Origin of the sequence: Achromobacter animicus (genome assembly GCF_902859585.1) — a bacterium.
GTDB lineage: Bacteria > Pseudomonadota > Gammaproteobacteria > Burkholderiales > Burkholderiaceae_B > Achromobacter > Achromobacter animicus.
Genome location: NZ_CADIJM010000002.1, coordinates 540,798 through 566,107, shown reverse-complemented (window position 1 = coordinate 566,107; position 25,310 = coordinate 540,798). Strand labels below are relative to the sequence as shown.

Below are 25,310 nucleotides of genomic sequence, written 5' to 3'. Positions count from 1 at the left end.
GCAGGCGTCAACGGGTATTCACGATTCGTGAAGAGCGACCACCGCCCATTTGCCTTCGCGGGCCAGGGTGCGGGACACGTCGGCCATGACCAGCCGGGCCGCCAGCGCCGCGGGTGACAGCTCCTCGTCCGACAGGCTGGCCAGCAGGTTGGAGCGGAACAGGTGGGCATCGTCGATGCGCGCCATCTGCAACTGGCCGGGCGCGATGCGCGCGGTGGCCGAACTGGGCTGGATCGTCGCCGCGCCGCCCTGCTGCACCACGTCCATCAGCAGGGACAGGCCATCGACTTCGGCCACCACCCGGGGCGTGCGTCCCAGTTGCTGGAAGGCGTTGTTGACCAGCGCGCGCAGGCCGTGGCGGCCGCTGGGCAGCACCAGCGGCAGGTCGGCAATGGCTTCCAGCCGTGTCGTGTCACCAGCCGGCACGCCGGGCATGCCGGGCCGGGCAAAAAGGAACAGGGGCTCGTCCAGCAGCGGCATCACGCTCCAGCGGCGCGCAGATTCGGCATGGAACACGATGGCCAGATCCAGCAGGCGGCCGTTGAGCATGTCGGTCAGGTGCCCGGACAGCGCTTCGACCAGATGAAGCCGGATGTCGGGGTAACGCGCATTCATGGCCTGCAGGAAGGGCGCGCCCAGCACCGCCGCCGTCGTGGATGGCAGGCCGACGCTGACGTGCCCGGCCAGCCGGGCCTGTTGCGCAGCCTGGACGGCGTCGTCGGCGTGGCGCAGGGCCAGCTGCGCCTGCCGGAAAAACGCCAGCCCCGCGTCCGTGGGCACCACGCCGCTGGCGCTGCGCTGCAACAGCCGCGTGGACAACTCGCCTTCGAGACGGCTGATCTGCTGGCTGAGCGCCGACGTGACCATGCCGATCGACATGGCCGCCCGGCCGATGCTGCCGGCCTCGACCACGCGCACGAAGTAACGGAGCTGGCGCAGTTCCATCGGTCAGCCCGGAATGGTCAGACCCTTGGCAACCGCCGGCCGCGCCACGAACGCGTCCAGCACGCGCGCGACGTTCTTGAACGACGAAAAGCCGACGAGGTCGCCGGCGTCATAGAAGCCCACCAGGTTGCGCACCCACGGGAAGATGGCTATGTCGGCGATGGTGTACTGGTCGCCCATCACCCAGTCGCGCCCTTCCAGGCGCTGGTCCAGCACGGCGAGCAGGCGCTTGGACTCGTCCACATAACGGTCGCGCGGGCGCTTGTCTTCATAGTCCTTGCCCGCGAACCGATGGAAAAAGCCCAGTTGGCCGAACATCGGTCCGATGCCGCCCATCTGGAACATCACCCATTGCAGCGTCTCGAAGCGACCCGCCGTGTCCGCCGGGATGAACTGGCCGGCCTTGCTGGCCAGGTAGACCAGGATCGCGCCGGACTCGAACAGGCCCAGCGGCTTGCCGTCCGGCCCGTTCGGGTCGAGGATGGCCGGGATCTTGTTGTTCGGGCTGAGCGACAGGAACTCGGGCGTGAACTGGTCCTTGGTATCGAAGGCGACCCGGTGGACTTCATAGGGCAGACCGGTTTCCTCGAGCATGATCGACGCCTTCACGCCGTTGGGCGTCGGCAGCGAATAGAGCTGGATGCGGTCGGGATGCTGGGCGGGCCACTTCTTGGTGATGGCAAAGGCGTCTAGGGAGGACATGCAGGGTATCTCCGGGGGAGGCGGGGTTGGGTGACGACAATCCTAGCGCAAAAGCCGGCGCAAACCCCACCGCAGCGCGGTCGCCGCGACGGCGATGGGCAGGACCAGGCGCCATTGCGCCAGAAACAGCTCGCGTGTGGCCTCGCCGGGGGCCCAGGTGTTGCCGAACACTTGCGGGGAAGGCGGCGCGAGGTACAGGGCGAGCAGCGCGGCGGCAAACGTCGCCGCGAGGCGCCAGGAGGAGGACTGGCGCAGCTTGGCCGGGCGCTCGGCCACGATCAGCATCAGCACACCAGCCAGGCCGGCCAGGACCGCCTGGGCGTAGAAATCGCGCGCCGAGAACATGTACGGCGCGTCGGGGACCACCCAGCCGAGGTCACCGGTCTGCAGCAAGGACGTCAGGCACGCGCCGAAAAGCGCGGCGGCAAACGACAGGAGAGACAGGTCCAGGGCGCGCAGAATGAGTTTGGACATGGGGCACGGCGGGGAAGGCGAAGGCGAAGGCGCGAGGATGCCACACGTTGACGCGGGCGCGGGGCTGTCAGCGGCGCGAAGCCGCCACGCGCATCGGATCCCGCGGCCCGCTACGCATTCGGTTTGTGATGCACAATCCGGCTCGCGCTTGCGTCGCAGCGCCCTGCTTTGGCAGGCCTTCTCCCCTACCGCCGTGGCAGCCCGCCGCGCCCGGCGCCACTGGCAGTCCCCATGAAGCACCCGCAGCAACGTTCCGGACAATCCGCCTCACCCGCACTTCCCGACGCCGCATCGCGCCCCGCCTGGTTCGCATCGGCCTCGGCGTCATGCCTGGCGGCCGTGCTGGGACTGGCCGCGGCGGCCGCGCATGCAGCGGCTCCGGCAGGCACGGCGGCCGCGCAGGTGTCAGACACCCCAAGCCGCACGCGCAGCCTGACGTTGACGCTGATGGATGGCAATGGCCCCGCCCCCGCGCCGCATACGCCGTACCGCGTCTTCGTGACCGGCTCGAACGACGAGATTCTCGATACCCCTTCCGGCGATGGCATCCTGCATGGCGTCACCGACGCCGAAGGCCGCACGGCGCAGATCCGGACCTCGCTGCCGCATACGGAAGACGACTTCACCCTGATCCGCCGCATCGGCGACGGGCCTTGGGGGCACTTCTTCCAGTTGCAGCGCAGCGGCAGCACCGAGCCCTTGCCGGCCTGGCCGTACATCATGACCATGCCCCAGCGCTGGGGCGAACAATGGGTGGACCTGGGCTACACCACCCGGCAGGGCGCGACCGCCTACTTCAGCCACGATTTGCCGGCAGGTTCGGTGTCGCTGCATATCGATGCGGACGTCACGCGCGACAGCAAGTGCTTTGCGGAGCTGGACGCCGTCAACCGCAAGTTCGCGCAGCACGACACGGACGGCGCCCGCGCGCTGATCGGCGCCATGCGCTGCACCCGCAGCGCCGAGCAGAAGCTGGATCTGGCCCGGTTGCTGCTGGCCGCTGGCCAAACCGATCTGGCGCGGCACTGGCTGCTGCAGACCCGGCAACGGCCGTTTCCGGACATGTTCAAGCCGGTTGACGACGCCGACCGGCGCAAGCGGCTGGAAGTGGAGCGCCTGCTCGGCATGCCCGATCTGGTGCTGGAGGATTCGAACGTCTTGCAGGCCCGGCAATCGAAAAAGCACGCCGCCGACTCAACGGACCTGGCGAACAACACGGCCTACTTCCTGGCGGACTTTCCCGACTACCTGCCGCAAGCGGAGGAACAGGCCCGCCGCTCGCTGGCGCGCGTCGGCCCGCGTCCGTACAACCAGGGCACGCTGGGCTGGATTCTGGCCCTGCGCGGCCAGACCGACGAAGGCCTGCGCCTGATGCGCCTTGCCTACCGCGACCTGCCGCGCGACGAAGAAATCGCGGCCGATTACGGCCTGGCGCTGTGGCGCAGCGGACAAAAAGACCTGGCGGCGCGGCTGTGGGACGAAGCGCAGCGCGAATGCGTGTGGGGCGTTCGCCTGCACGCGGCGCTGCGCGAAGCAGGCTACCCGCACCCGTACTTTCATCCCGCGGATTCCGACCCGGTGAACGCGTATCGCGCGCGTTGCGCAAAACCCCGGATCAAGGCGAAGACTGCGGGCCTATAATCCGCGCATACGCTGCAAGCCACGCGCCTGCTGAGGGGCAGACGCAGGAGACCTCCATGACATCCTCCCTGAAGCGCCTGCTTTCTCTTCTTGCCGCCACCCTGCTCCTGGCCGGTTGCGGCGCCGGCCCCGGCGGACCGCCGCACCCCGGCGCGGCAAATCCGTACAGCTCCGGCGGGTTCAACGACGCCGGGCCTGACTATCCCAACACGGGACGCTGACGCCGACGCACGACGACGGCCTCAATCCGCATAACAGCTTTGCGCTCGCGGGCCCCTCCCGCAGCGCCCGCCCTCTCCTAGACTGCCTGCACATACCGCAGTCAAGGAGAAGGCTTTGCAGCCGCTGTTATCGAATCTCAAAGTGCTGGACCTGAGCCGCATCCTGGCCGGTCCCTGGGCCAGCCAGATCCTGGCCGACCTGGGCGCTGACGTCATCAAGGTCGAGCGGCCGGGCCAGGGCGACGACACGCGCTCCTGGGGCCCCCCGTTCCTCAAGGACGAGCAAGGCCAGGACACCAAGGACGGCGCCTACTTCATTGCCACCAACCGCGGCAAGCGCTCCATCACGCTGGACCTGCAGACGCCGGAAGGCCAGGCGCTCGTCAAGGAACTGTGCCGCGATGCGGACGTGGTGCTGGAGAACTACAAGGTCGGCACGCTGGCGCGCATGGGGCTGGATTACGACACGCTCTCCAAGATCAATCCGCGCCTGGTGTACTGCTCTGTCACCGGATTCGGGCAGACCGGGCCACGCGCCGCCGAACCCGCCTACGACTTCCTGATCCAGGCCATGGGCGGCCTGATGAGCGTCACCGGCGAACGCGACGACAAGCCCGGCGGCGGTCCCCAGAAGGTCGGCGTGCCGATCGTGGACCTGACCACCGGCGTGTATGCCGCGCTGGGCATCGTGGCCGCGCTGCTGCGCCGCGCACAGACCGGCCAGGGCGAATACATCGACGTCGCGATGCTGGACGTGCAGGTGGGCCTGCTGGCCAACCAGGCAATGAACTTCCTGTTGGGCAACAAGGCGCCGCGCCGCACCGGCACCGCGCATCCCAACATCCAGCCGCAGCGCACCTTCGCGTGCGCCGATGGCGACATCGTGATCGTGGTGGGCAACGACGGGCAGTTCGCCACGCTGTGCGACATGCTGGGCCAGCCCGCGCTGGCGCAGGACCCGCGTTACATCACCAACAGCCAGCGCGTGCGCAATCAGGACACCCTGGACCCCATCCTGGACGCCATTTTCGTCACCCAGCCGCGCGCCCACTGGCTGGCGGCGCTGAAAAAGGCCGGCGTACCGGCGGGCTCCATCAATACCGTTCCCGAAGTCTTCGAAGACCCGCAGGTCGTGCATCGCGCCATGCTGCGTCGGCTGCCGCATCCGGCCGCGGGCTCGGTGCCGCAGGTGATGAACCCGCTGCGCTTTGGCAGCGCCGCGCTGCGCGCCGACGCCGCGCCGCCGCTGCTGGGCCAGCACACCGCCGACGTGCTGGCGGAGCTGGGCCTGTCCGCCGAACAGATCCAGGATTACCGCGACCGCAAGATCATCTGAACAAAAAAGGAGAGAGACATGAGCATGCCGGAGAACCTGGCTGGCCCCTACCGCGCGCTGGACGTCACGATCGCCGACGGGGTCGCCACCATCCTGCTGGCCAATCCGCCCGTGAACGCGCTCAGCACCGACATGATGAACGAGCTGTCATGGGTGCTGGACCGCATTTCGGAGACGCCCGAGGTGCGGGCGGTGGTGCTGTCGGGCCAGGGCAAGATCTTCTGCGCCGGCGCCGACCTGAAGAGCCGCGGCGAGACGATCAAGGGGCCGGGCGACCTGCCGCAGCATTCCCGTCGCACGCGGGAGTGCTTTCATGCCATCCGTGAATGCGCCAAGCCCGTGGTGGGCGCGATCAACGGCGCGGCGCTGGGTGCGGGGCTGGCCATCGTGGCCTCTTGCGACATCCTGATCGCCGCGTCCACCGCCGTCGTGGGACTGCCGGAGATCAATGTCGGGCTGCTGGGCGGGGGCCGCCATGGCATGCGGCTCTTCGGCCACTCCCGCCTGCGCCGGATGATGCTGACCGGCCTGCGCGTCGACGGCGACGAGCTTTATCGCCTGGGCATCGTCGAAGCCGCCGTGCCCGCCGATGCGTTGATGGACCGCGCCATGGAACTGGCGCGCGAGCTCGCCTCCAAGAGTCCGCTGGCGACCGTGCTGGCCAAGCAGACCCTCAACGCCATCGAAGACATGAGCCTGCGCGACGGCTACCGCTACGAACAGGACATGACGGCGGCCATCGCCAAGACCGAGGACGCGCAGGAGGCGCGCCGCGCGTTCCTGGAAAAGCGCGCGCCGGTGTTCCAGGGCAAATAAGGGAGCCGACATGACCAGTGCATTGGAAGGCGTGAAGGTCCTGGACCTGAGCCGGGTTTTTTCCGGGCCGTGGGCCGCGCAGATGCTGGCCGACTTCGGCGCCGAGGTCATCAAGGTGGAGCGCCCCGGCCGCGGCGACGACGTGCGGCACCAGGGCTATCCCATGCCGGACCGCGACGGTAAGCCCAGCCGGGAAACCTCGTCGTTCGTCGCGATGAACCGCGGCAAGAAATCCGTGACGCTCGATATCTCGCGGCCCGAAGGCCAGGCGCTGGTGCGCCAGCTTGCGCAGAAGGCCGACATCGTCATCGAAAACTTCAAGGCGGGCGACCTGAAGCGCTACGGACTGGACTACGCCTCGCTGTCGGCCCTGAACCCGCGGCTGGTGTATTGCTCCATCACCGGCTTCGGCCAGACCGGCCCCTACAGCCACCTGCCGGGCTACGATCCTATCTTCCAGTCCACGAGCGGGCTGATGAGCGTGACGGGTGTGCCGGACGGCGAGCCGGGCGCCGGGCCGGTCAAGGCGGGTTATTCCGTCTCCGACCTGACCGCGGGCTTCTATGCGGTGTCGGCCATTCTTGCCGCGCTGCGGCATCGCGACCAGATCTCCGGCGTGGGTCAGCACATCGACCTGGCGCTGCTGGACGCGCAGATCGCGGCCATCTCGCACATCGGCATGAACTATCTGGCCAGCGGTCAGCTGCCCGCCCGCATGGGCTCGGCCTCGCAGATCACCGCGCCGTTCCGTGCCTTCGAATCCCGGGACGGACATCTGATGGTCGCCGTGGGCAACGACTCGCAATTCCGCAGTTTCTGCCTGGTCATCGGGCTGCCCGCGCTCGCCGACGACCCACGCTTTGATACGAATCCCAAGCGCGCGGCGGCGCAGGCCGATCTGTCGCGGCTGATCGAGCCGGCAATGCGGGCGCGAACCGTCGCGGACTGGAACCAGGCCCTGGCGGCCGCCAACGTACCCTGCGGCCCGATCTACACCATGGATCAGGTGTTCGAGGACCCGCAGGTGCGCCATCGGCAGGTGCTGGGCAGCGTGGAGCATCCCGCGCTGGGCAGCATGCCGATCGTCCGCAACCCGATTCACTTTTCCGCCACGCCGATCGCCGCCGGTCTGCCCCCGCCCATGCTGGGCGAGCACACGGCCGACATCCTGCGCGCCGAACTTGGCCTGTCCGCCGAAGCGATCGAGCGCCTGCATGCCGAGGGCATCGTATGAGCGCCGCAGACCACGAACTGATCGAAGAAATCCGCGATAGCGCGCGCGACTTCCTGCAACGCCGCGACCAGCGGCAGCGCAAGCGCCGCACCCCGGGCGGCGAGCGCGCGTACTGGCAGGAGATTGCCGCCGTCGGCTGGCTGGGCATGAGCGTGCCCGAAGCGCTGGGCGGTTTGGGACTGGGCTGGCACGCGATGGCCGCCGTGCTGGAAGAAGCGGGCCGCGCCCAGTTGCCCGAACCGCTTGTCGGGGCGGGTGTGCTGAGCACGGCGCTGCTGGCGCGCATCAATCCGGCGGGCGATGGCACCGTCCGAGACGCGTTGCTGCAAGCCTTGTGCACCGGTGAAAAACGGGTTGGCCTCGCCTGGCAGGAAACCGAAGGACAGCTCGAAGCCGGCGAATCCGCCGGGGCGTTTGGCGTCACGGTCACCGCGCGCGAAGGCGCCTATGTGCTGAACGGCGAAAAGCGCCACGTCGTCCCCGGCGCGGACGTGGACGGCTGGCTTGTCACGGCCGATGGCGAAACGGGGTCTGCGCTGTTCTATCTGCCGGCCGGCACGCCCGGCGTCACGGTGCAGACGCACGAACGCGCGGACGGCTCGCCGGCCTGCCATTTGACGATCGAGTCCGCGGTGGTTGGCGGCGAAGCGTTGCTGGCGCGCGAGGGCGTGCTGGACGCCGTTGACGAGGCGCTGGACTACGGCCGCCTGATGCAGTCCGCAGAACTGGTGGGCGTCGCGCGGCAGGTGCTGGCCGATTCGGTCGCCTACTTGAATACGCGCAAGCAGTTCGGCCAGACGCTCTCGTCATTCCAGGCGCTGCAGCACCGCCTGGTCGACACGACCCTGCAGGTCGAGCTGGCGTCCAACAGTCTGCTGGACGCACTGAACGCCATTGCCGCGGCGCCGGACGACGTCAAGGCCCGCAAGGCGGCGGCCAGCCGGGTCAAGGCCCGAGCAGCGCGCGCCGGCATCGATGCGGCGCGGCTGGCCATCCAGCTGCACGGCGCCATCGGCTACACCGACGAATGCGACGTCAGCCTGTACTTCCGCAGCGCCCTGCACCTGGCCGCCTGGCTGGGCAACGCCACGGCGCATCGTCAGCGTTATGGCGTGCTGGCAGCCGACCCGGCGCCGGAGGCGGACGATACGGCAGAGGACGCACCGGAGGGTTCAACGCCAGGCCTGGACGCCATGGAGTTCCCGCGCGAGGCAGACTGGAACGCGATGCCGGAAGCGGCGTTCCGCAAGCTGCTGCGCCGCTTCTTCCGCGCGCATTACCCCGATCACCTGCGGCACGTGCCGTGGCGGCTGCATTGGGATGAGATCAAGGCCTGGTACTTCACCTTGTCGCGCCAGGGCTGGATCGCACCGTCGTGGCCGCGCGAGCATGGCGGCATGGCGCTGTCTCCCGCCCGGCAGATCGCGTTCATCGAAGAAGCCGAACGCTACGGCGTGGCGCGCGCGCCGGACCAGGGCCTGGTCATGCTGGGCCCCATCCTCATCCGCCACGGCACGGACGCGCAGCGCGCGCGGTTTCTGCCGGGCATCCTGTCCGGCGAGGCGGTGTGGGCGCAGGGCTACTCGGAACCCGACGCGGGATCGGATCTGGCCTCGCTGCGCTGCGAGGCGGTGATCGACGGCGACGAACTGGTCGTCACCGGCCAGAAGACCTGGTCCACGCTGGCGCAGGAAGCGACGCACATGTTCATGCTGGTGCGCACCGACAAGACCGTCAAGAAGCAGGCAGGCATCAGTTTCCTGCTGGTCGATCTGAACAGCCCGGGCGTCAGCCGCCGGCCGATCCGCACGCTGTCGGGTCACGAGGAGTTCTGCGAGGTCTTCTTCGACCAGGTCCGCGTGCCGCGCGGCAACGTGGTCGGCGAACTCAACGCGGGCTGGGGAATTGCCAAGGCCCTGCTGGGCTTCGAGCGTCTGTTCAGCGGCAGCCCCAAGCACGCAAGCCACGCCCTGCAACAGATCTTCAGTCTGGCGCGCCAGCGCGGCCTGCTGGCCGATCCGGCGTTCGCCGACCGGCTGGCCGAGTTGCGGCTGGACAGCGCCGACCTGACCGCGATGTACCGCGTGTTTGCGGACATGGCCAAAGCCGGACTTCCGCTGCCGCCGGAACTGTCGCTCCTGAAGATCTGGGCCACCGAAACCCACGAGCGGCTGGGCGCCCTGCTGATCCAGATCGCTGAAGAATATGGCGGCGCGGCAATGCGCCTGAGCTATGGCGGCGGCGGCGTGCAGGCGCTGGCGCCCTATACCAACGCCCTGGCGGCCACCATCTTCAGCGGCACCAACGAGATCCAGCGCAACATCTACGCCAAGCAGGTCCTGGGCCTGCAAGGCGCCTGACAACGACAACGCGCCGGCCCGAGCCGGCGCATCCGGAGAGAGACACATGAAGAAAGCAACCGCACTGACGGTGGCGGCAATGATCCTGGGCGGCGTCGCCGCCACGCCCGCCGCGCTCGCAGCCCAGCCCTGGCCAAGCCAGCCGATCCGGCTGATCGTGCCCTACCCGCCCGGCGGCTCGGTGGACAACCTGGCGCGCCTGCTTGCGCCGTCTCTGGGCGAGCGCCTCGGGCAAACCATCGTCATCGAGAACAAGGCCGGCGCCAGCGGCACCATCGGTGTCGACGCCACCGTGCGCGCCACGCCCGACGGCAATACCTTCGGCTTCGGCGTGCCGGGCGCGATCACCGGGCTGCCTCACGTCATGAAGGTGCCGTACGACGTGTCCAAGATCCAATACGTGTCGCTGGTCGCGCGCATTCCGCAGGTCATCATGGTCAATCCGTCGTTGCCGGACACCACCCTGGCCGCCTTTGTCGACAGCGCCAAGAAGCAGCCCGGCAAATACAACTACGGCTCGGCCGGCAACGTGACGACGCCGCACCTGGGCGGCGAACTGCTCAAGCAGCAGACCGGCATCGACATCATGCACGTGCCCTACAAGGGCGCCGCGCCCGCAGTCACGGCGCTGCTGTCCAACGAGGTGCAGATGTTCCCCGGCGACGCGTCCGCCGCGCTGGGCTTCATCAAGGCGGGCAAGCTGCGCGCGCTGGCCGTGGCCAGCCCGGAACGCTTCGAGGGCCTGCCCGACGTACCCACCACCAAGGAGGCCGGCTTTCCCGGCATCATCGTGGAATCCAACTACGGCGTCATCGCGCCCACCGGCACGCCCAAGGACATCGTCGACAAGATGTCCGACGCGATTGCAAAATCCCTGGCCGACCCGGTCCTGCGGCAGAAGATGATCGACCAGGGCGCCATCCCCGTCGCGACCACACCCGACGCATACCGCACGCTGATGGAGACGGAATCGAAGAAGTGGGGCGAGGTCATCAAGCGCGGCAAGCTGGGCCTGCAATAACGCCATGCCCGTGCGCTTTTGCCGTACGCTTATGCCGATTCCCACGACTGCCGACCTGCGCCATCGACCATGCCATCAGCAAAAGCCACGGGCCTGAGCCTGGACCTGACCGCCGACCTTCATAAATGGCGGGCCTTCCTGGCCATCGCGGAACTGGGCAGCATCACGCGCGCGGCGCTGTACCTGGACCAGGACCAGTCGGTGCTGAGCCGCCGCATCAATGCGCTCGAGCGCGAGTGCAATGCGCGGCTCTTCAACCGCACTGGGCGCGGCGTGAACCTGTCTGAAGTGGGCGAGCGCCTGTTCCCGCTGGTGCAGACGCTGCTGGGCGACGCCGAACGCCTGGAAATGGAACTGAACGGCGAGGCGCGCGAGCCTGCCGGCGAGGTCACGCTGGGACTGTTGCCTTCAACCGCGCACCCGCTCATCCGCAGGCTGTTCTCCCGGCTGCGCGAGCAATTCCCGAAGGTGCATCTCAAGATCCTGGAAGGCTCCAGCGGCCAGATCGAGGAATGGCTGACCGACAGCCGCGTGGACATCGCCATTCTTTATCGCTACGGCGACAAATGCCCGCCCGGCGAACAGGCGCTGGCCTCCGTGGACTCGTACCTGGTCGGCGCCGCGGGCGACGCGCGCACGCAGGCGGGCGAGATCACCTTCGACAAGCTCGATGGCCTGCCCTTCATCCTGCCGGGCGCGCCCAACGGTTTGCGCAACGCGCTGGACGGGCTGGCGCGGGCGCGCAAGATCGCCATCTCTCCGCTGATCGAGGCCGACTCCCTGCCGTTGATGAAGTCCATCGTCGAACACGAAAAGATGTACACCGTGCTGCCGCTGCACGCGGTATGGCAGGAGGTGCAGGAAGGCCGCCTCAGCATTGCCGCGCTGCGCGATCCGACGATGAGCCGCATCGTCTCCATGGCGTTCTCGCGCTCGAAGGGGCCGGGCCGCACGGTCATGGAGGTGGCCTCCCAGATCCAGACGCTGGTGCGCGAGATCGGCGGCGAAGGCGTCTGGCACGCCAGCCCGTAAACCCGGGCCGGCGTGCGGGCGCTTACCTGAATCCGTACAGGCGCGCGGGGTTGTCGACCCAAACCTTCCTGCGCAACGCGTCGTTGCCCAGCCAATCGTGCGCCAGATCCACCAGCGCATCGGCCGACGGCGCCGCCGCGCCCATGCGCACAAAGGGCCAGTCCGACCCCCACAGCACCTGGTCCGGATTGGCGCGGGTGAAGGCGTCGTGGATGCCGCGCGCGTTTTCGTAGTCAGGCGCGGTGCCGACCCGGCATACGGTCAGCTTCATCCAGATCCGCCCATCGGCCAGCAGGCCGTGCAGCATCTGGAACACCGGGTCCTCGGCGCCGCGCGCGGGCACGAGGCTGCCCAGGTGGTCGATGACCAGCGGCAGATCCAGCTTGGCCAGTGCAGGCAGATGGCGCAGGTAGGTATCGCACGGCGCCCAAAGCTGCGCATGCAGGCCGAACCGCTTCATGCGCGGCGCAAGCGCCGCCACCTGATCGAATCCCACGCTGCCGGCAAACAGGTTGCCCGCCGGATCGCGCGCCTCGACAAAGCGCAGGCCGCGCACGCCGCCGTCGTAAAGGGCCTGCAATTTCGCATCGGTGGCCGTGGGGTCCGCCACGGCAATTCCGCGCAGGCGCTCTCCGCCCTGCGCCACGGCGGCCAGCAACGCGTCCGGATTCGTCCCGTAGGGCGCCGGTTGCACCAGCACGCCCCGCGCGGCGCCCAACGTGTCCAGCATGCGCAGATAGCGTTCGGCCGGCGCGTCCGGCGCGGCGTAGGACGACGGATGCTGCAATGGAAAGCGTTCGTAGGGCCCGAAGACGTGGCAATGCGTATCGCACGCCCCCGCCGGCAGCGTATGGCGGGGTGTCACGGGCATGCGCGGCGTCTCCACGCTGTCCGGCACGTAGGCGCGCGCCTGCGCGCCGGGGCTGGGGTTGCCGGCGGCGCTCATGATGCGCTCCCGGCCAGCGGCGCCAGGCGGCTGAGCGCCGGCGCGCCATCCTGCGCCGGTGTATCCAGCGGCGGCGGCGCGTCGTCGGGCATCGGGATCTCGTGCGCGTTCAGCGTCATGGACACCATCGTGTAGTAGCCGATCACAGCGGTCAGTTCCACCACGCCAACGGCGGCCCAGCGCTCGACCGCCTGCGCATACAGGACTGGTTCGACCTGCCCGGTCTCCTGGAGCTGCCGCGCGAACTCATAGACGATTTCGTCGTCGCGGTTGTCGAATACCGGCGTCACGCGGGCCCGTATCGCGTCCAGCACGGCATCCGAGATGCCTGCGGCCCGGGCGGCTTGCGCATGGATATGCCACTCGATCTGGCTGTTCCAGCGGCGCGCCGTCACCACGATGGCAAGCTCGCTGACGCGGGGCGGCAGGCTGGTGCCAAAGCGCAGCAGCGCCCCCAGCGCCTGCCAGCGATCGGCCAGATCAGGATTGTGCAGCGCGGCGCGCAGGGGACCGACGAGGCGGCCGCGCGGACCGGAGACGATCTTCTCGTACACGCCCTTCTGCGCATCGGTCATGGTGGCGGGATCGGGTAGCGGGATACGGCTCATCATCGTCCTCTGTTCACGGGGTTTCGTCGGGTTGCGTGCGCATTACCGAGGGCCGGGCGGCGAACCGCGCGTGCCACGCCGCCAACGCCGGGTGGCCGTCGCGCCAGGTGATGTCCGGGAAACGATAGTCCATGTACGACAGCGCGCAACCGATGGCGATCAGGCCCAGGTCGAAGCCGCTGGCCTGCAGCGCCGGCGCCTCGGCTTCCAGCGCGGCAAGCACCGCTCGGGTTTTCAGCGCAAAGGCGTCGAGCCACGCGGGCGTCTGGCGCTCGGCGGGCTTGTTGCGTTCCTGGCGGAACAGCAGCAGCGCGTCCAGGAAACCGTCTCCCAGGGCCTGGCGGCGTTCGGCGGTCAGGCGAGCCTGAGCATCGTCCGGCAACAGGCCGCAGCCCGTCAGCGTGTCCAGGTAGGCGCAGATGACGCGCGAGTCGTACAACGCCGTGCCGTCGTCCAGGACCAGCGTAGGCAGCTTGATCAGCGGATTGTCGGGCACCAGATCCAGGTTGGGCTTGTCCATCGCGACCGGCGTGCGCACCAGCGCCACGCGGTCCTCGATGCCGGCCTCGTGAATGACGATCATCACCTTGCGCACGAAGGGCGATCGCGGCGACCAATGCAGTTTCATCGACAGGCTCCAAAAGGGTTCAAGGTCTGCGGGGCATTCAATGCCCCTGCGCGGGCCGCACGGCGGGATCGTTGGCCGCGTCGGGCGTGCGCATCTGAAATAGATCGCTGGTATGTGCGTACCAGCCCGCGCCGTGCATGCGGCCCAGCAGGCGCAGCGCGGGCGTGTCCACATAGAACTTGCCGGCATCGAGCAAGGCGTCGTCCCGCAGGTACAGCGCGACCACCCGCGCCAACACAATCACGCGCTGCGGCGCTGCGTCCAGCACCTGCCAGACCTCGCATTCCAGCGCGGCCGGACTCTGCGCGATGCGCGGCGGCGCCACGATCAGGGACGGTTCGGTCGCCAGCCCGGCGCGCGCCAGTTCGTCGATGCCGGCGTCGTAGTCCAGGCTGGTGTGATTCATCTGTTCGGCCAGCTCCGCGGACACCAGGTTGATCACGAACTGCCGCGTCTGCAGGATGTTGCGCGAGGTGTCCTTCAATTGCCCGCCGCGCGGTCCGATGCCCAGCGCGACGATGGGCGGGTCGCTGCTGACCACGTTGAAGAACGAGAACGGCGCGGCATTGCGCACGCCCGCTTCCGACTGGCTGACCACCCAGGCGATGGGCCGGGGCACGACCACGCTGGAGAGCAGCTTGAAGGCGTCGGCCGAGGCCAGCTTGCTGAAGTCGAAGTTCATGGTGCGGGCGCCTATCGCGGCGCAGGAAAGTGGGGAATCATTTGGCCAGCAGCCCCAGTGTGCCCAGCAGCCGCTGCATGTCGGCGCGGTCCTTCCGGACGTAGGCGCCGGCATCCTGGGGAGACAGCGCCATCAACTCTATCGCCTGGTCCTGCATGATGCGGCGGTAGTCGGGATCGTCGTTCACGCTTCGGACGGTGTCGCTCAGCTTCTGCACGATGTCGGGCGGCGTGCCGGCAGGCGCGGCCAAGCTGTACCAGGTGGCGGCCTGCGCCCCTTTCACGCCGGCCTCGTCCAGCGTGGGCACGTCGGGCAACAGCGGCGAGCGCTTGTCGGCCGCATACGCCAACGGCACCAGCCGGCCCTGGCGGATGAACGGCAGGCTGGCGGACAGGTTCAACATGGCCAGGTCGATCTGCCCGCCCACCGCGTCGTTGATCGCAGGCGACGCGCCGGCATAGGGAATGTGATTGAGCTGCACGTGCGCGGCCTGCTGGAACAGTTCCGCGCCCAGGTGCGTGGCCCCTCCGACGCCCGCCGACCCGTAGCTGAGCTTGCCGGGTTCCGCCTTGGCGCGGGCGATCAGGTCAGGCACCGTCCTGATGCCGCGCGACGGGTTGACGACCAGCATGATGGGCTGCACCGCCACCACCGAGCAGAACTCGAAGCCCTGGATGCCGTCGTATATCGTCTTCTGCATCAGCGGCGTCACGACGTGGCCGGCCGACGTGCCGAGCAGCAGCGTGTAGCCGTCCGGCTTGGCGCGCGCCACGAAGCCCGTTCCGATGGATGCGCCGCCGCCCGGCTTGTTCTCGACCACGACCGGCTGGCCCAGGCGCTTTTCCAGCGCGCGCGCCAGGCTGCGCGCCACCACGTCGGCCGGACCGCCGGCGGCGTACGGATTGATCAACGTAATGGGATGGTCCGGGTACGCGGCGGCGGCCGGGGCGGACGCGAAGGACAGTGCGGCAGCCGCCGCCAGCAAAGCTCGGATCATCGAAGGCATGGTCGTTCCGTTGGTTGGAGATGCGATGGCCAGGCGGGCCGGTGCTCAGTCCGCGCGCGCGCCGGACGCGTCGATGATGCGCGCCCACTTCTGCGTGTCGGCGCGGATGCGTTCGGAGAATTCCTCGGGGGTGCTGTACGTGGTCTGAATGCCGTAGCCCGCCATGCGCTCGACCATCTGCGGCGCCGTCATCACGGTTTTGATGTCCGCGTTGAGCCGATCGATGATGGCGCGCGGCGTGCCCGCGGGCGCCAGCACGCCTGACCACAGGCTGACTTCGTAGTCCTCGAAACCCGGCGTCTCCGAGATCGACGGCACGTCGGGCAACGCCGCCAGGCGCTTGCGGCTCGTCACGCCCAAGGCCTTGACCTTGCCGTCCTTGACCTGCTCCACGAAATTGGACGAGGTGTCGATCATCATCGAGATGCGGCCGGCCATGAAGTCGTTGATCGCGCCGGACGTGCCCTTGTACGGAATGTGGCGGATATCCACGTCTGCCGTGGACTTGAACATCTCGCCGGCCAGATGGCTGGTCGTGCCGTTGCCCGAAGAACTGAAGGTCAGCTCGCCGGGCTGGCGGCGGGCAAGCTCGGCAAGCTCCGTCACGGAGTTCACCTTCAGTGCCGGGTTCACCACCAGCAGGTTGGCGGTCAGGTTGGTCAGCGAGACCGGCGCAAAGCTCTTTTGCGGGTCATAGCGCAGCTTGGCGTACAGCGATGGATTGATCGTCAGCACACCCATCGTCGAATACAGCAGGGTGTAGCCGTCCGGCGCGGCGGTCGCCACCGCCTCGGCCCCGATCGAGCCGCCCGCCCCGCCCCGGTTTTCCACCACCACGGACTGGCCCAGCTTCTCGCCCAGCCCTTGCGCCAGCGCCCGAGCCATCAGGTCGGTGGCCCCGCCGGCCGGAAAGGGAACGACCAGCCGCAGGGGCCGGTCGGGATAGGAACCTGCGGCCCCAGCCGCGGAAAACAGACCCGCGCCGAGCAAAAGCCCGGCCGCGGTCAGCGCGCTAACGATCTTCATGCTGTCTCCAAACTTCGTTCTTGTGTTTGCAGCATGGTAGGCGCGGGGCGGGGCCGGGGCTATGCGCGGGATCGCATATCTGGTTTGCGCGGGGTTTGGCGGAGGGGGGATTGGCCCGGGTTTCCTCCGGGCCTTGGTCCGGGCTCAGCCGGGTTGAGCCAGCAGCCGCTGGATCTCCGCCTCGGTCTCCTTGTACCGGCCTTCGCCGAAGTGGCTATAGACCACCTTGCCCTGCTTGTCGATCAGGTACGCCGCGGGCCAATACTGGTTGCGGTAGGCGGTCCAGGTGGCGTAGCGGTTGTCCTGCGCGACCGGATAGGTGATGCCGAAGCGTTGCAGCGCCTTTTCCACATTCGGGGTCGACCGTTCAAACGGAAACTCCGGCGTGTGCACGCCCACGACGACCAGGCCCTGATCCTTGTACTTCTGATACCAGCTCGTGACGTAAGGCAGCGTGCGGATGCAGTTGATGCAGGTGTAGGTCCAGAAATCCACCAGCACGACCTTGCCGCGCAGCGATTCCATCGTCAGCGGCTCGCTGTTGAGCCATTTTTCGATGCCGGTGAATTCCGGGGCCGGGACTGCGGCGGCCGGCGCGGCCTGCGCGGCGCCCTGCATCAGGCAGGCGCCGATCAGCGCGCCCAGGGCAATCTTCTTGAACGTGGCAAACATGGTTATCTCCTTGAGGGTCAGGCGAAGAGGTTGGTGATCCAGGCATAGGCCAGGACGTCGTACTGGAAGTAAATGGCGATTGCGGTCAGGACGAGCAGCACCCCAAAGCCCTGCTGCAAGCGCTGCGTGTAGCGCGACAGGCCGCGCACCCGGGTGGCGATGGCCTGCCCGCCGTAGGCGATCACCAGCATCGGGACGCCGGCGCCGATGGCGAACACCAGCAGCAACGTGCTGGACTGCACGAGGTCCTGCGCCTTGGCCGCCAGCACCAGGATCGAAGCCAGCACCGGCCCCGCGCACGGCGTCCACACGGCGCCCAGCGACAGACCCAGCACAAAGCCGCCCGCATTGCCGCTGCCCGTGCCGCCCGCCGCCGCCAGGCGCTGCAACGGGCCGCCGACGCGGGCGATCAGCCGGTCGTAAGGGTCGGGCCAGATCCGCACCAGGCCGAACAGCGCCAGCAGGACGATCGAGGTCGAGCGCACGGCTTCATGCACGTGTTCATTCAGATTGGAAATGAGGCTGAGGGCAATGCCCAGGCCGGCGAACGCCAGCACGAAGCCGGACACGACAAACAAGGGGCGCAGGCGGCCGGACCGTTCCAGCGAAGTGCCCAGCAGCACGGGCAACAGGGGCAGCACGCAGGGAGACGCAATGGTCAGCATGCCGGCAAGCAACGCGATGGGGGTGTTGATGAGGTCCATGGGGGTCGTCCTTTGGAAAGTGACCCCATTGCACCCGTGGCACGTATCCGGCATGTGCCGGATCGGCGGATTTTTTCAAGCGCGTGTATCCGCCGCCAGGCCGTATACAGTACGACACACTCCGCGGGCGGCCCGGCGCTATAAACCGATCACACCCCGCAACGGAGTCCCTCATGAAACGCTTTCTTGCCGTCCTGCTGCTGCTCTTTGGCGGCTTCACCGCCGAGGCCGCCAAGCCCTTCCAATGCCAGCTCATCTCCAACACCCGCCCGCGCCGCGATCCCCTGCCCCCGGGCGAGCGCTAGGCCTATAGAATTCCGGAACCCCGCCGGCGCGCCGGGCGCGCCATCACCCACCAGGAAGGCACCCGCAGATGGACCACATAGACCACGTCATGATCGTGGACGACGATCGCGAGATCCGCGAACTGGCCGGCGGCTTTCTGCGCAAGAACGGCCTGACCGTCACGCTGGCCGCCGACGGACGGCAGATGCGGCAACTGCTTGAGAACCTGACGGTCGATCTGATCGTGCTGGACATCATGATGCCCGGCGACGATGGCCTGGTGCTGTGCCGCGAACTGCGCAGCGGCAAGCACCGCCGCATCCCGATCCTGATGCTGACGGCGCGCAGCGACGACATGGACCGCGTACTGGGCCTGGAGATGGGCGCGGACGATTACCTGGTCAAGCCGTTCGTGGCGCGCGAGCTGCTGGCGCGCATCAAGGCCATCCTGCGTCGCACGCGCATGCTGCCGCCCAACTTTCAGGTGACCGAGCCGGGCCGCGAGATCAGCTTTGGAAACTGGCGGCTGGACACCACGGCGCGGCACCTGCTGGACGCCGAAGGCACCATCGTGGCGCTCAGCGGCGCGGAGTACCGGCTGCTGCGCGTCTTTCTGGACCATCCGCAGCGCGTGCTGAACCGCGACCAGCTGCTGAACCTGACGCAGGGCCGCGACGCCGACTTCTTCGGTCGTTCGATCGACCTCCTGGTCAGCCGCCTGCGCCAGCGCCTGCGCGAAGATGCGCGCGAACCCCTGTACATCAAGACCGTGCGTAGCGAAGGCTATGTGTTTTCCGCGGCGGTGGAAGTCTCGGAAGGCGAACCGTGAGTGCCGCCGCGCCGCGCCGTCACGCCTGGCCCCGCACGCTGGTCGCGCGGCTGTTCCTGATCTTCGTGGCGGGGCTGATCCTGGCGTACGGCCTGTCGTTCGCCTCGCTGTTCTACGAACGCTACAGCGCCACCCGCAACATGATGCTGGGCGACCTGGAACGCGACGTCGCCATCGCCATGGACATCCTGGACCGCCTGCCCGCCGCCGAGCGCGCCGCCTGGCTGCCGCGCCTGTCCAGCAACAACCGCCAGTATCTGCTGGGCGACGGCAAGGCCGACCAGCCGCTGTCTCTGGACGCCGCGCGCACCGCTGCCCAGTCGATCGAGGCCGCGCTGGGGCCGGAGCGTCCCGTCACGGTCCGAGCCATGGCCGACGACCCACGCCACATCCAGGCGCGTGTCGTGCTGTCCGATGGCCAGCCCGCGATTCTGGACATCGAACTGCTGCGGATGCGGCCGGCGCCGTGGCTGTTTGGCGTGCTGGGCGTGCAGTTGCTGCTGCTGGCCGGCTGTGCCTGGCTGGCCGTGCGACTGGCCGTGCGTCCGCTGACCCGGCTGGCCCGCGCCGCCGAGGAACTGGATCCCGACCACAAAAGCCCGCTGCTCGACGAGGCGGGCCCGGCCGAAGTCGCGCACGCCGCCGTCGCCTTCAATGCCATGCAGGACCGCATCGCCGCGCATCTGGCCGAGCGCATGCAGATGCTGGGCGCCATCTCGCACGACCTGCAAACGCCCATCACCCGCATGAAACTGCGCACGGAGTTCATGGATGCATCCGCTGACCGGGACAAGCTGGCGCAGGACCTGAACGAAGTCGAGCGGCTGGTGCGCGAAGGCATTGACTATGCGCGCAGCGCCCACGGCAAGACCGAGCAGCCCGCGCGGATCGACCTGAATGCCTTTCTGGACAGTCTGGTTTGCGACTATCAGGACACCGGCAAGGACGTGTCCCTGTCGGGCGACGCCGTCCCGCCGCTGTTGACGCGCCCCCATGCCTTGCGGCGCATCCTGGGCAATCTCATCGACAACGCGCTGAAGTTCGCGGGCGCCGCCGAAGTGCGTGTGGCGGCACGGGACGACGCGACGCTATCCATCCATGTGCTGGATCGCGGCCCGGGCATCCCGGCAGACGAACTGGACGCGGTGCTGCAACCGTTTTACCGGCTGGAAAGCTCCCGTAATCGGGACACGGGCGGGACGGGCCTTGGACTGGCCATTGCGCATCAGCTTGCACAGGCGCTGGGCGGCAGGCTGATCCTTGCCAACCGCGAAGGCGGCGGCCTGTCGGCGGAAGTCAGGATCGCGCCGCTGGCTGCGTAGCGTTGATCGTCAGGCGTCGCGCAGCGCGCCCGACTGTAGCAGCGGCCTCAGGATGCCGGCGGTGTACAGCCGCGCCAGGTTTACCAGGAAGTCCGTGAAGTCCGTCTTGGCCGCGTGATCGGCGCTGTCGGAGATCACGCGCATCACGGCAAACGGCACGCCGAACTCGTGACACACCTGCGCCATCGCTGCACCTTCCATTTCCAGGCAAAGCGCGTCGGGCAGGCGTTGGCGCAGATCGTGCGCCAGATCGTTGTCGTTGACGAAAATGTCGCCGGTCGCGATCAGGCCGTGGTGAACGCGTGGCTGGGCGGCCGCGCCCGGTAAACCGCCATTGGCCGCGAAGTCACGTGCGCTATCCAGCAGCAATGCACTCAGCGCGGCATCGGCATCGAAGCGCTCGCGCCCCAGCAGCGGGATTTCGTGGCGGCCGAACAAGGGCCGCGCGTCCATGTCGTGCTGCATCAAGGCATCCGCCACGACGATGTCGCCGACGCGCACCTGCGGATGCAGCCCGCCCGCCAGGCCCGTGAACAGCACGCGCGACACGCCGAACTCCTGAATGACGATGGACGCCGTCGCCGCCGCGGCCACCTTGCCGATACGGCTGAGCGCGATCACGCAGGGCGTGCCCCACAGCGTGCCCAGCTGAAAATCGCGCATGGCGATGCGGCGCGTTTCGGCGCCGGGATCCATGGCCGCCAGCAGGTCGGCGATTTCTTCGTGCAGCGCGCCCAGGATGGCGAGACGTCCCATGATGTGTGCTTTTCCGTGATCGTTGCTTGATCGTTGCGTAATGCGGCCCGTGCCGCCAGCGCGCAACATACTCCAATGCCGCCGCGTCCGCCAATGACGCGGTTTGTATCGCAGCGTATCCGGACCGGTCCTGGATACGCGGTGATGCCATCCCGCCCCGGCGCCGACACATGACCGATACAGCCGCTTGATGCAATGCAGGCTCTCAACCACAGGCACGGCCGCGCCGCGCCGATCTTCCTGGAGTCATCATGGCCAAGCAACTCGAGCAGGTTCTCTACACCGCCCACACCCACACCACCGCCGGCCGCGAAGGCGCGGGACGCAGCAGCGACGGCGCGCTGGACGTCACGCTGAGCACGCCCGGATCCGGCAAGCCCGGCACCAATCCCGAACAGCTTTTTGGCGTGGGCTACTCGGCCTGCTTCATGGGCGCGATCAAGCGCGCCGGCGCCACTCACAACATCACCGTGCCGCGCGATATCGCCATCGACGCCAGCGTGTCGCTGGGCAAGGTCGATAACGGCGCCAACTTCGCGCTCGGCGTCACGCTGGCCGTTTCGCTGCCGGGATTGACCGGCGAGCAGAAGCAGTTGCTGGTCGAATCGGCGCACCAGTTGTGCCCTTATTCGCGCGCGATTCGCGACAACATCGATGTGCAATTCCAGATCGTCTGAAGCGGGGATTGTCCCTGTTTGCTACGGCGGCCTTCGGGCCGCTTTTTTTCTTGTCCTGGATACCATCCGCAAACGCTTCGGATGGCTCCTGATGCGGTAGTAAAGGCGTACTCTTGAAAACGGTACGCCGCGCAGAATGCCGCCAGCACGCAATGTCGCGCACGCGGGGCTAGGCAGAAAGGTGGTGTATGAACATGCAGCAGGGAAACCCCGCGCCCTGCCTTCGACACGCCGCGTGCTAGCTTGCCTCACGCAGGCGTTGTCCCAGCCGGCAGCATAGGTATCGCAAGCCTTTATCTGTGTGTGGGGAGACGATCATGGTGAAGAACCTCGCCGTATTCTTCGACGGTACGTGGAACGAACCCAACGACCGCACCAACGTCTACGAGCTCTACAAAGCCGCGCCCGAGACCAGCACGCAGGAAACGCTCTACATCGAGGGCGTGGGGACACAAGGCCAGGGCCTGTGGTCCGCCATCGACAAATTCATGGGCGGCGCGTTCGGCGCAGGCCTCTCGGCCAACATCCGCGAAGGCTACCGCTGGCTCTGCCAGCGCCACGAGCCCGGCGATCGCATCTTTCTCTTCGGCTTCAGCCGCGGCGCCTACACCGCCCGCAGCCTGGCGGGCATGGTGCGTAAGTGCGGCTTGCTCAACGAACCCACCGAAAACAATGTCTCGGAAGCCTACGCGCTCTACCGCGACGACTGCACCCCATCGTCCCTGGAAGCCGCCGCTTTCCGCGACCGCTTCTCCCGCGACACCGACCTGCACTTTGTCGGCGTCTGGGACACCGTCGGCAGCCTTGGCATCCCCGTTGGCGGCGTGTCATTTCCCGGCTTCTCCAGCTTCTACAACTTCCACGACACCGAACTGAGCAACCACGTCCTGAACGCCTACCACGCCATCGCCACCAACGAATACCGCGAGCCGTACTTTCCCACGCTATGGACTCGTCGCGCGGGTTCACCGCCACGGCCGGCGCACCTGCCCGTGGAACAGCGCTGGTTCATCGGCGCGCATTCCGATGTGGGCGGCGGATATCAGGATGGGAGCCTGCAGACGCTGCCGGCGGCATGGCTGCAGGAAAAGGCGCGGCAGGCGGGGCTAGAGACGGGGACGGTGCAGCGGATCTCGACCGACTATGAACAGTGCGAACCGCATGATTCGTACAAGGAGTTCACGGAGAAGGTGCCGATTCCGGTGAAGCGTCGGCCCAGGGTGTGGGATCGGGAGACGGTGTTGAATCTGACGATCGATGACCGGTTGCTCGGGAGGTTCGAGCGGAACCAGGCGTTTTTGAAGGAGTATCCGGATTTCAGGGATGCGTTGGGGAAGCTGGAGGTGGGGCGGTAGATTCACGCGTCTGACACAGTGTCGATTCTGCGCGGGGTCATCCCGCCACATACCCCAACGCCACACTGGCCGCCAGCGCCTCGCGCTTAACCGCGGCCACCACCGCCCCGCCCTCGGACACGTCGAACCCGCCCGTCGCGCCCAGCGCGGTCAGTACCGCGCAGACCCGTCCGGTGTGGTCATACAGCGGCGCCGACACGGCGCTGATGCCGCGCAGATTGGTGTCCTTGACGGTGGCGCATCCCGCCGCCCGAACATCGCGGCGCAAGACGCCGATGGGGTCATCCCGATCCAGCAGCGCGCGCTGCTCGGCCGGTGCGCCGGCCAGTTCGGCTTCCGCCAGCGCCCGCACCGGCGCCTCGTCCAGCAGGCCCAGAAAAGCCCGCCCCGTCGCCGACCACAGCATCGACAGCACCGACCCCACGCGCACGTTCACGGTGACCGGCAGGCCGGGCTCCTCGAATCGCACGATGGTCGGACCCTTGTTGCCCATGACGGCGATAAAGCACGTGACGGCCAGGCTTTCGCGCAGGCGCACGAGCGCGGGTTCGCCGATCCGTAAGGGGTCGGCCTGGCGCATGGCGGCTACCCCGACATAAAGCGCTTCCAGGCCCAGGTGATATTGCTGCGTCGCCACTTCCTGGTCGACCAGGCCTTCGGCGATGAGGCTCATCAGGTAGCGGTGGACCTTGGCGGGGCTTTCGCCGACGTGGGCAGCCAGCGCGGTGAGACTGGCGCGGCCGCCTAGTCGAGCGAGCCCTTTCAGCACCGACATGCCGGTTTCCGCCGCCTGGACCCGCTGCCGTCGCTCGCGCGGCCGGGCGGCCGGATCGTGGGCGGATTCGAGGTCGGATTCAGGCGGCAAGGCGGCTTTGCTCATAGGGAAAAACGGCTCCGGGGCAGACGCTCGCCGGCAAACGAGGGTCCGAAAGCCTGGAGCGGCACTAAGGTTAACCCTTCTTCAAAAATTACGCATTGCGTATATGCTTTACGCAAATAAGGAATGCACTTTTGACATTCCACAACGAGGAGACTTGTCCATGCGCAGTGTTAAACACCACATCCTGGCCGGCCTGATGGCCCTGCCCCTGCTGGCTTGTGCCAGTGCGTCCGCGCAGCAGGCAGCTGCGGACTACCCGTCCAAGCCCGTGCGCTGGATCGTGCCGTACGCCGCGGGCGGCGGGTCGGATTTCCTGGCGCGCAGCATCGGGCAGGGATTGACGGGGCGTCTGCACCAGCCGGTGGTGATCGAGAACAAGCCGGGCGGCAACACGGCGATTGCGGCGTCGGAAACGGCGCGCGCCCCGGCCGACGGCTACACGATGCTGTCCGCCGACAACGGCACGCTGGTGTTCAACCCGGCCCTCTACAAGAAGTTGTCGTACGACCCGGCGAAGGATCTGGCGCCCGTCACGCTGATGGGACGGTTTCCGATGATCCTGGTGGTCGGTCCGGCCATGAAGGTCAACTCGGCCAAGGAATTCCTGGCGGAAGCCAAGGCGCGCAAGGAAGGCCTGGATTACGCGTCGGCCGGCGCGGGCAGTCCGCACCACCTGGCGATGGAATTGCTGAAGGTTGAAGCGGGTCTGACCCTGACGCACGTGCCCTACCGCGGCGCGTCGCCCGCCCTGGCGGACGTGGCCGGCGGGCAGGTGCCCGCGATGATGGTGGATCTGGCCGCTGGCGCCGGCTTCATCAACGGCGGCAAGGTCAAGGCGCTGGCGGTCGCCAATCCGACCCGCCTGCCGCAACTGCCCGACGTGCCGACCTTTGCCGAAATCGGCCTGAAGAACGTGGAAGCCGCGGCGCAGGTTGGCGTGGTGGTGCCGGCCGCGACGCCCAAGCCCGTGATCGATGCGCTGAACAAGCAAGTGGTCGCGACCATCAATGACCCGGCCACGCGCCAGCGTCTGGTGGAGTTCGGCATCGAGCCGATCGGCAACACGCCTGCGCAGTACGCCGAGATGCTGACCGCCGAGCGCGCCCGCTGGCAGAAGCTGATCAAGGATCTGGGCATCACGCTGGACTGAGC

Annotated in this window: 27 protein-coding genes; 14 read left to right on the top strand and 13 right to left on the bottom strand. The window is 67.8% G+C overall.

Annotation, left to right across the window (positions count from 1 at the left end):
* Window positions 1-18: 18 nt before the first annotated feature.
* From HV681_RS07465 to HV681_RS07455, 3 genes are read right to left on the bottom strand one after another with little or no spacing between them, the layout of a single operon-like run.
* Window positions 19-945: a LysR family transcriptional regulator gene (locus HV681_RS07465; RefSeq protein ID WP_175122465.1), complete on the bottom strand. Its 927-nt coding sequence runs from the start codon at window positions 943-945 to the stop codon at window positions 19-21.
* Between the two features lie 3 nt (window positions 946-948).
* Window positions 949-1,647, bottom strand: a complete 699-nt coding sequence (locus HV681_RS07460; RefSeq protein WP_175122464.1) for a glutathione binding-like protein — start codon at window positions 1,645-1,647, stop codon at window positions 949-951.
* Between the two features lie 42 nt (window positions 1,648-1,689).
* Complete coding sequence (locus HV681_RS07455) at window positions 1,690-2,121, bottom strand: hypothetical protein (RefSeq protein ID WP_175122463.1); 432 nt, start codon at window positions 2,119-2,121, stop codon at window positions 1,690-1,692.
* Between the two features lie 231 nt (window positions 2,122-2,352).
* Here HV681_RS07455 and HV681_RS07450 point away from each other — a divergent pair, with 231 nt between their 5' ends.
* The 8 genes from HV681_RS07450 (at window position 2,353) to HV681_RS07415 (ending at window position 11,782) form a co-directional block, all read left to right on the top strand.
* The gene (locus HV681_RS07450) at window positions 2,353-3,762 is read left to right on the top strand and encodes a hypothetical protein (protein ID WP_254594912.1); all 1,410 of its coding nucleotides are present in this window, start codon (window positions 2,353-2,355) and stop codon (window positions 3,760-3,762) included.
* Between the two features lie 56 nt (window positions 3,763-3,818).
* Window positions 3,819-3,983 (top strand): hypothetical protein, encoded by a 165-nt coding sequence (locus HV681_RS07445; protein ID WP_175122021.1) that lies wholly within the window; start codon window positions 3,819-3,821, stop codon window positions 3,981-3,983.
* 115 nt (window positions 3,984-4,098) lie between these two features.
* Entirely contained in the window at window positions 4,099-5,319 is a 1,221-nt protein-coding gene (locus HV681_RS07440; RefSeq protein WP_175122462.1) for a CaiB/BaiF CoA transferase family protein, read from the top strand.
* An 18-nt stretch (window positions 5,320-5,337) separates the two neighbouring features.
* Window positions 5,338-6,135, top strand: a complete 798-nt coding sequence (locus HV681_RS07435; protein WP_175122461.1) for an enoyl-CoA hydratase/isomerase family protein — start codon at window positions 5,338-5,340, stop codon at window positions 6,133-6,135.
* Between the two features lie 10 nt (window positions 6,136-6,145).
* Window positions 6,146-7,369 carry a CaiB/BaiF CoA transferase family protein gene (locus tag HV681_RS07430; RefSeq protein WP_175122460.1) on the top strand — a complete coding sequence of 408 codons (1,224 nt, stop codon included), beginning with the start codon at window positions 6,146-6,148 and terminating at the stop codon, window positions 7,367-7,369.
* On the top strand, window positions 7,366-9,729 hold the full coding sequence (locus HV681_RS07425; RefSeq protein ID WP_175122459.1) for an acyl-CoA dehydrogenase family protein: 2,364 nt from the start codon (window positions 7,366-7,368) through the stop codon (window positions 9,727-9,729). The genes HV681_RS07430 and HV681_RS07425 overlap by 4 nt, the downstream gene beginning before the upstream one ends.
* A 46-nt stretch (window positions 9,730-9,775) precedes the next feature.
* Window positions 9,776-10,750: a Bug family tripartite tricarboxylate transporter substrate binding protein gene (locus HV681_RS07420; protein WP_175122458.1), complete on the top strand. Its 975-nt coding sequence runs from the start codon at window positions 9,776-9,778 to the stop codon at window positions 10,748-10,750.
* Window positions 10,751-10,819: 69 nt separating this feature from the next.
* Complete coding sequence (locus HV681_RS07415) at window positions 10,820-11,782, top strand: LysR family transcriptional regulator (protein ID WP_175122457.1); 963 nt, start codon at window positions 10,820-10,822, stop codon at window positions 11,780-11,782.
* A gap of 22 nt (window positions 11,783-11,804) precedes the next feature.
* On the opposite strand, the gene HV681_RS07410 is transcribed toward HV681_RS07415, so the two are convergent.
* The 8 genes from HV681_RS07410 to HV681_RS07375 all read right to left on the bottom strand — a co-directional run bounded on the left by HV681_RS07410 (window position 11,805) and on the right by HV681_RS07375 (window position 18,054).
* Window positions 11,805-12,728 carry an amidohydrolase family protein gene (locus HV681_RS07410; RefSeq protein WP_175122456.1) on the bottom strand — a complete coding sequence of 308 codons (924 nt, stop codon included), beginning with the start codon at window positions 12,726-12,728 and terminating at the stop codon, window positions 11,805-11,807.
* Window positions 12,725-13,336 carry a carboxymuconolactone decarboxylase family protein gene (locus HV681_RS07405; protein WP_175122804.1) on the bottom strand — a complete coding sequence of 204 codons (612 nt, stop codon included), beginning with the start codon at window positions 13,334-13,336 and terminating at the stop codon, window positions 12,725-12,727. Before HV681_RS07405 ends, HV681_RS07410 begins: the two co-directional genes overlap by 4 nt.
* A gap of 13 nt (window positions 13,337-13,349) precedes the next feature.
* A complete protein-coding gene (locus tag HV681_RS07400; RefSeq protein WP_175122455.1) occupies window positions 13,350-13,964 on the bottom strand; it encodes a glutathione S-transferase family protein in 615 nt (204 codons plus the stop codon).
* A 37-nt stretch (window positions 13,965-14,001) separates the two neighbouring features.
* Window positions 14,002-14,646 (bottom strand): flavin reductase family protein, encoded by a 645-nt coding sequence (locus HV681_RS07395; protein WP_175122454.1) that lies wholly within the window; start codon window positions 14,644-14,646, stop codon window positions 14,002-14,004.
* Between the two features lie 37 nt (window positions 14,647-14,683).
* Window positions 14,684-15,643 (bottom strand): tripartite tricarboxylate transporter substrate binding protein, encoded by a 960-nt coding sequence (locus HV681_RS07390; protein WP_175122803.1) that lies wholly within the window; start codon window positions 15,641-15,643, stop codon window positions 14,684-14,686.
* Window positions 15,644-15,697: 54 nt separating this feature from the next.
* On the bottom strand, window positions 15,698-16,678 hold the full coding sequence (locus tag HV681_RS07385; RefSeq protein ID WP_175122453.1) for a Bug family tripartite tricarboxylate transporter substrate binding protein: 981 nt from the start codon (window positions 16,676-16,678) through the stop codon (window positions 15,698-15,700).
* Window positions 16,679-16,822: 144 nt separating this feature from the next.
* On the bottom strand, window positions 16,823-17,296 hold the full coding sequence (locus HV681_RS07380; protein ID WP_414632014.1) for a thioredoxin family protein: 474 nt from the start codon (window positions 17,294-17,296) through the stop codon (window positions 16,823-16,825).
* A 71-nt stretch (window positions 17,297-17,367) separates the two neighbouring features.
* Window positions 17,368-18,054, bottom strand: a complete 687-nt coding sequence (locus tag HV681_RS07375; protein ID WP_175122451.1) for a cytochrome c biogenesis CcdA family protein — start codon at window positions 18,052-18,054, stop codon at window positions 17,368-17,370.
* A 173-nt stretch (window positions 18,055-18,227) separates the two neighbouring features.
* Here HV681_RS07375 and HV681_RS28020 point away from each other — a divergent pair, with 173 nt between their 5' ends.
* The 3 genes from HV681_RS28020 to HV681_RS07365 all read left to right on the top strand — a co-directional run bounded on the left by HV681_RS28020 (window position 18,228) and on the right by HV681_RS07365 (window position 20,490).
* Window positions 18,228-18,359, top strand: coding sequence for a hypothetical protein (locus HV681_RS28020; protein ID WP_255595163.1), 132 nt, complete (start codon window positions 18,228-18,230; stop codon window positions 18,357-18,359).
* Window positions 18,360-18,427: 68 nt separating this feature from the next.
* Complete coding sequence (locus HV681_RS07370; RefSeq protein ID WP_175122450.1) at window positions 18,428-19,168, top strand: response regulator; 741 nt, start codon at window positions 18,428-18,430, stop codon at window positions 19,166-19,168.
* A complete protein-coding gene (locus tag HV681_RS07365; protein ID WP_175122449.1) occupies window positions 19,165-20,490 on the top strand; it encodes a sensor histidine kinase in 1,326 nt (441 codons plus the stop codon). The genes HV681_RS07370 and HV681_RS07365 overlap by 4 nt, the downstream gene beginning before the upstream one ends.
* 9 nt (window positions 20,491-20,499) lie before the next feature.
* Here the strand turns inward: HV681_RS07365 and HV681_RS07360 are convergent, their stop codons facing one another.
* Window positions 20,500-21,246, bottom strand: coding sequence for a 5'-methylthioadenosine/adenosylhomocysteine nucleosidase (locus tag HV681_RS07360; protein ID WP_175122448.1), 747 nt, complete (start codon window positions 21,244-21,246; stop codon window positions 20,500-20,502).
* Between the two features lie 251 nt (window positions 21,247-21,497).
* On the opposite strand from HV681_RS07360, the gene HV681_RS07355 reads away from it, so the two are divergent.
* Both HV681_RS07355 and HV681_RS07350 read left to right on the top strand, forming a co-directional pair.
* Window positions 21,498-21,923, top strand: coding sequence for an organic hydroperoxide resistance protein (locus HV681_RS07355; RefSeq protein WP_175122447.1), 426 nt, complete (start codon window positions 21,498-21,500; stop codon window positions 21,921-21,923).
* A gap of 317 nt (window positions 21,924-22,240) precedes the next feature.
* Window positions 22,241-23,278, top strand: a complete 1,038-nt coding sequence (locus HV681_RS07350) for a T6SS phospholipase effector Tle1-like catalytic domain-containing protein (RefSeq protein WP_175122446.1) — start codon at window positions 22,241-22,243, stop codon at window positions 23,276-23,278.
* A gap of 37 nt (window positions 23,279-23,315) precedes the next feature.
* On the opposite strand, the gene HV681_RS07345 is transcribed toward HV681_RS07350, so the two are convergent.
* Window positions 23,316-24,158, bottom strand: coding sequence for an IclR family transcriptional regulator (locus tag HV681_RS07345; protein WP_175122445.1), 843 nt, complete (start codon window positions 24,156-24,158; stop codon window positions 23,316-23,318).
* A 160-nt stretch (window positions 24,159-24,318) separates the two neighbouring features.
* Between HV681_RS07345 and HV681_RS07340 the strand changes: the two genes are divergently transcribed.
* Window positions 24,319-25,308 (top strand): Bug family tripartite tricarboxylate transporter substrate binding protein, encoded by a 990-nt coding sequence (locus HV681_RS07340; RefSeq protein WP_105240652.1) that lies wholly within the window; start codon window positions 24,319-24,321, stop codon window positions 25,306-25,308.
* The last annotated feature ends 2 nt before the right edge of the window (window positions 25,309-25,310 follow it).

Excerpts from the sequence above, each read along its gene's own strand:
- HV681_RS07340 (WP_105240652.1), top strand. The coding sequence starts at position 24,319 with ATGCGCAGTGTTAAACACCACATCCTGGCCGGCCTGATGGCCCTGCCC.
- HV681_RS07425 (WP_175122459.1), top strand. The coding sequence starts at position 7,366 with ATGAGCGCCGCAGACCACGAACTGATCGAAGAAATCCGCGATAGCGCG.
- HV681_RS07465 (WP_175122465.1), bottom strand. The coding sequence starts at position 945 with ATGGAACTGCGCCAGCTCCGTTACTTCGTGCGCGTGGTCGAGGCCGGC.
- HV681_RS07445 (WP_175122021.1), top strand. The coding sequence starts at position 3,819 with ATGACATCCTCCCTGAAGCGCCTGCTTTCTCTTCTTGCCGCCACCCTG.
- HV681_RS07385 (WP_175122453.1), bottom strand. The coding sequence starts at position 16,678 with ATGAAGATCGTTAGCGCGCTGACCGCGGCCGGGCTTTTGCTCGGCGCG.
- HV681_RS07455 (WP_175122463.1), bottom strand. The coding sequence starts at position 2,121 with ATGTCCAAACTCATTCTGCGCGCCCTGGACCTGTCTCTCCTGTCGTTT.
- HV681_RS07355 (WP_175122447.1), top strand. The coding sequence starts at position 21,498 with ATGGCCAAGCAACTCGAGCAGGTTCTCTACACCGCCCACACCCACACC.
- HV681_RS07460 (WP_175122464.1), bottom strand. The coding sequence starts at position 1,647 with ATGTCCTCCCTAGACGCCTTTGCCATCACCAAGAAGTGGCCCGCCCAG.
- HV681_RS07350 (WP_175122446.1), top strand. The coding sequence starts at position 22,241 with ATGGTGAAGAACCTCGCCGTATTCTTCGACGGTACGTGGAACGAACCC.
- HV681_RS07435 (WP_175122461.1), top strand. The coding sequence starts at position 5,338 with ATGAGCATGCCGGAGAACCTGGCTGGCCCCTACCGCGCGCTGGACGTC.
- HV681_RS07410 (WP_175122456.1), bottom strand. The coding sequence starts at position 12,728 with ATGAGCGCCGCCGGCAACCCCAGCCCCGGCGCGCAGGCGCGCGCCTAC.
- HV681_RS07390 (WP_175122803.1), bottom strand. The coding sequence starts at position 15,643 with ATGATCCGAGCTTTGCTGGCGGCGGCTGCCGCACTGTCCTTCGCGTCC.
- HV681_RS07405 (WP_175122804.1), bottom strand. The coding sequence starts at position 13,336 with ATGAGCCGTATCCCGCTACCCGATCCCGCCACCATGACCGATGCGCAG.
- HV681_RS07345 (WP_175122445.1), bottom strand. The coding sequence starts at position 24,158 with ATGAGCAAAGCCGCCTTGCCGCCTGAATCCGACCTCGAATCCGCCCAC.
- HV681_RS07420 (WP_175122458.1), top strand. The coding sequence starts at position 9,776 with ATGAAGAAAGCAACCGCACTGACGGTGGCGGCAATGATCCTGGGCGGC.
- HV681_RS07430 (WP_175122460.1), top strand. The coding sequence starts at position 6,146 with ATGACCAGTGCATTGGAAGGCGTGAAGGTCCTGGACCTGAGCCGGGTT.
- HV681_RS28020 (WP_255595163.1), top strand. The coding sequence starts at position 18,228 with ATGAAACGCTTTCTTGCCGTCCTGCTGCTGCTCTTTGGCGGCTTCACC.
- HV681_RS07450 (WP_254594912.1), top strand. The coding sequence starts at position 2,353 with ATGAAGCACCCGCAGCAACGTTCCGGACAATCCGCCTCACCCGCACTT.
- HV681_RS07395 (WP_175122454.1), bottom strand. The coding sequence starts at position 14,646 with ATGAACTTCGACTTCAGCAAGCTGGCCTCGGCCGACGCCTTCAAGCTG.
- HV681_RS07400 (WP_175122455.1), bottom strand. The coding sequence starts at position 13,964 with ATGAAACTGCATTGGTCGCCGCGATCGCCCTTCGTGCGCAAGGTGATG.
- HV681_RS07415 (WP_175122457.1), top strand. The coding sequence starts at position 10,820 with ATGCCATCAGCAAAAGCCACGGGCCTGAGCCTGGACCTGACCGCCGAC.
- HV681_RS07380 (WP_414632014.1), bottom strand. The coding sequence starts at position 17,296 with ATGCAGGGCGCCGCGCAGGCCGCGCCGGCCGCCGCAGTCCCGGCCCCG.
- HV681_RS07360 (WP_175122448.1), bottom strand. The coding sequence starts at position 21,246 with ATGGGACGTCTCGCCATCCTGGGCGCGCTGCACGAAGAAATCGCCGAC.
- HV681_RS07370 (WP_175122450.1), top strand. The coding sequence starts at position 18,428 with ATGGACCACATAGACCACGTCATGATCGTGGACGACGATCGCGAGATC.
- HV681_RS07375 (WP_175122451.1), bottom strand. The coding sequence starts at position 18,054 with ATGGACCTCATCAACACCCCCATCGCGTTGCTTGCCGGCATGCTGACC.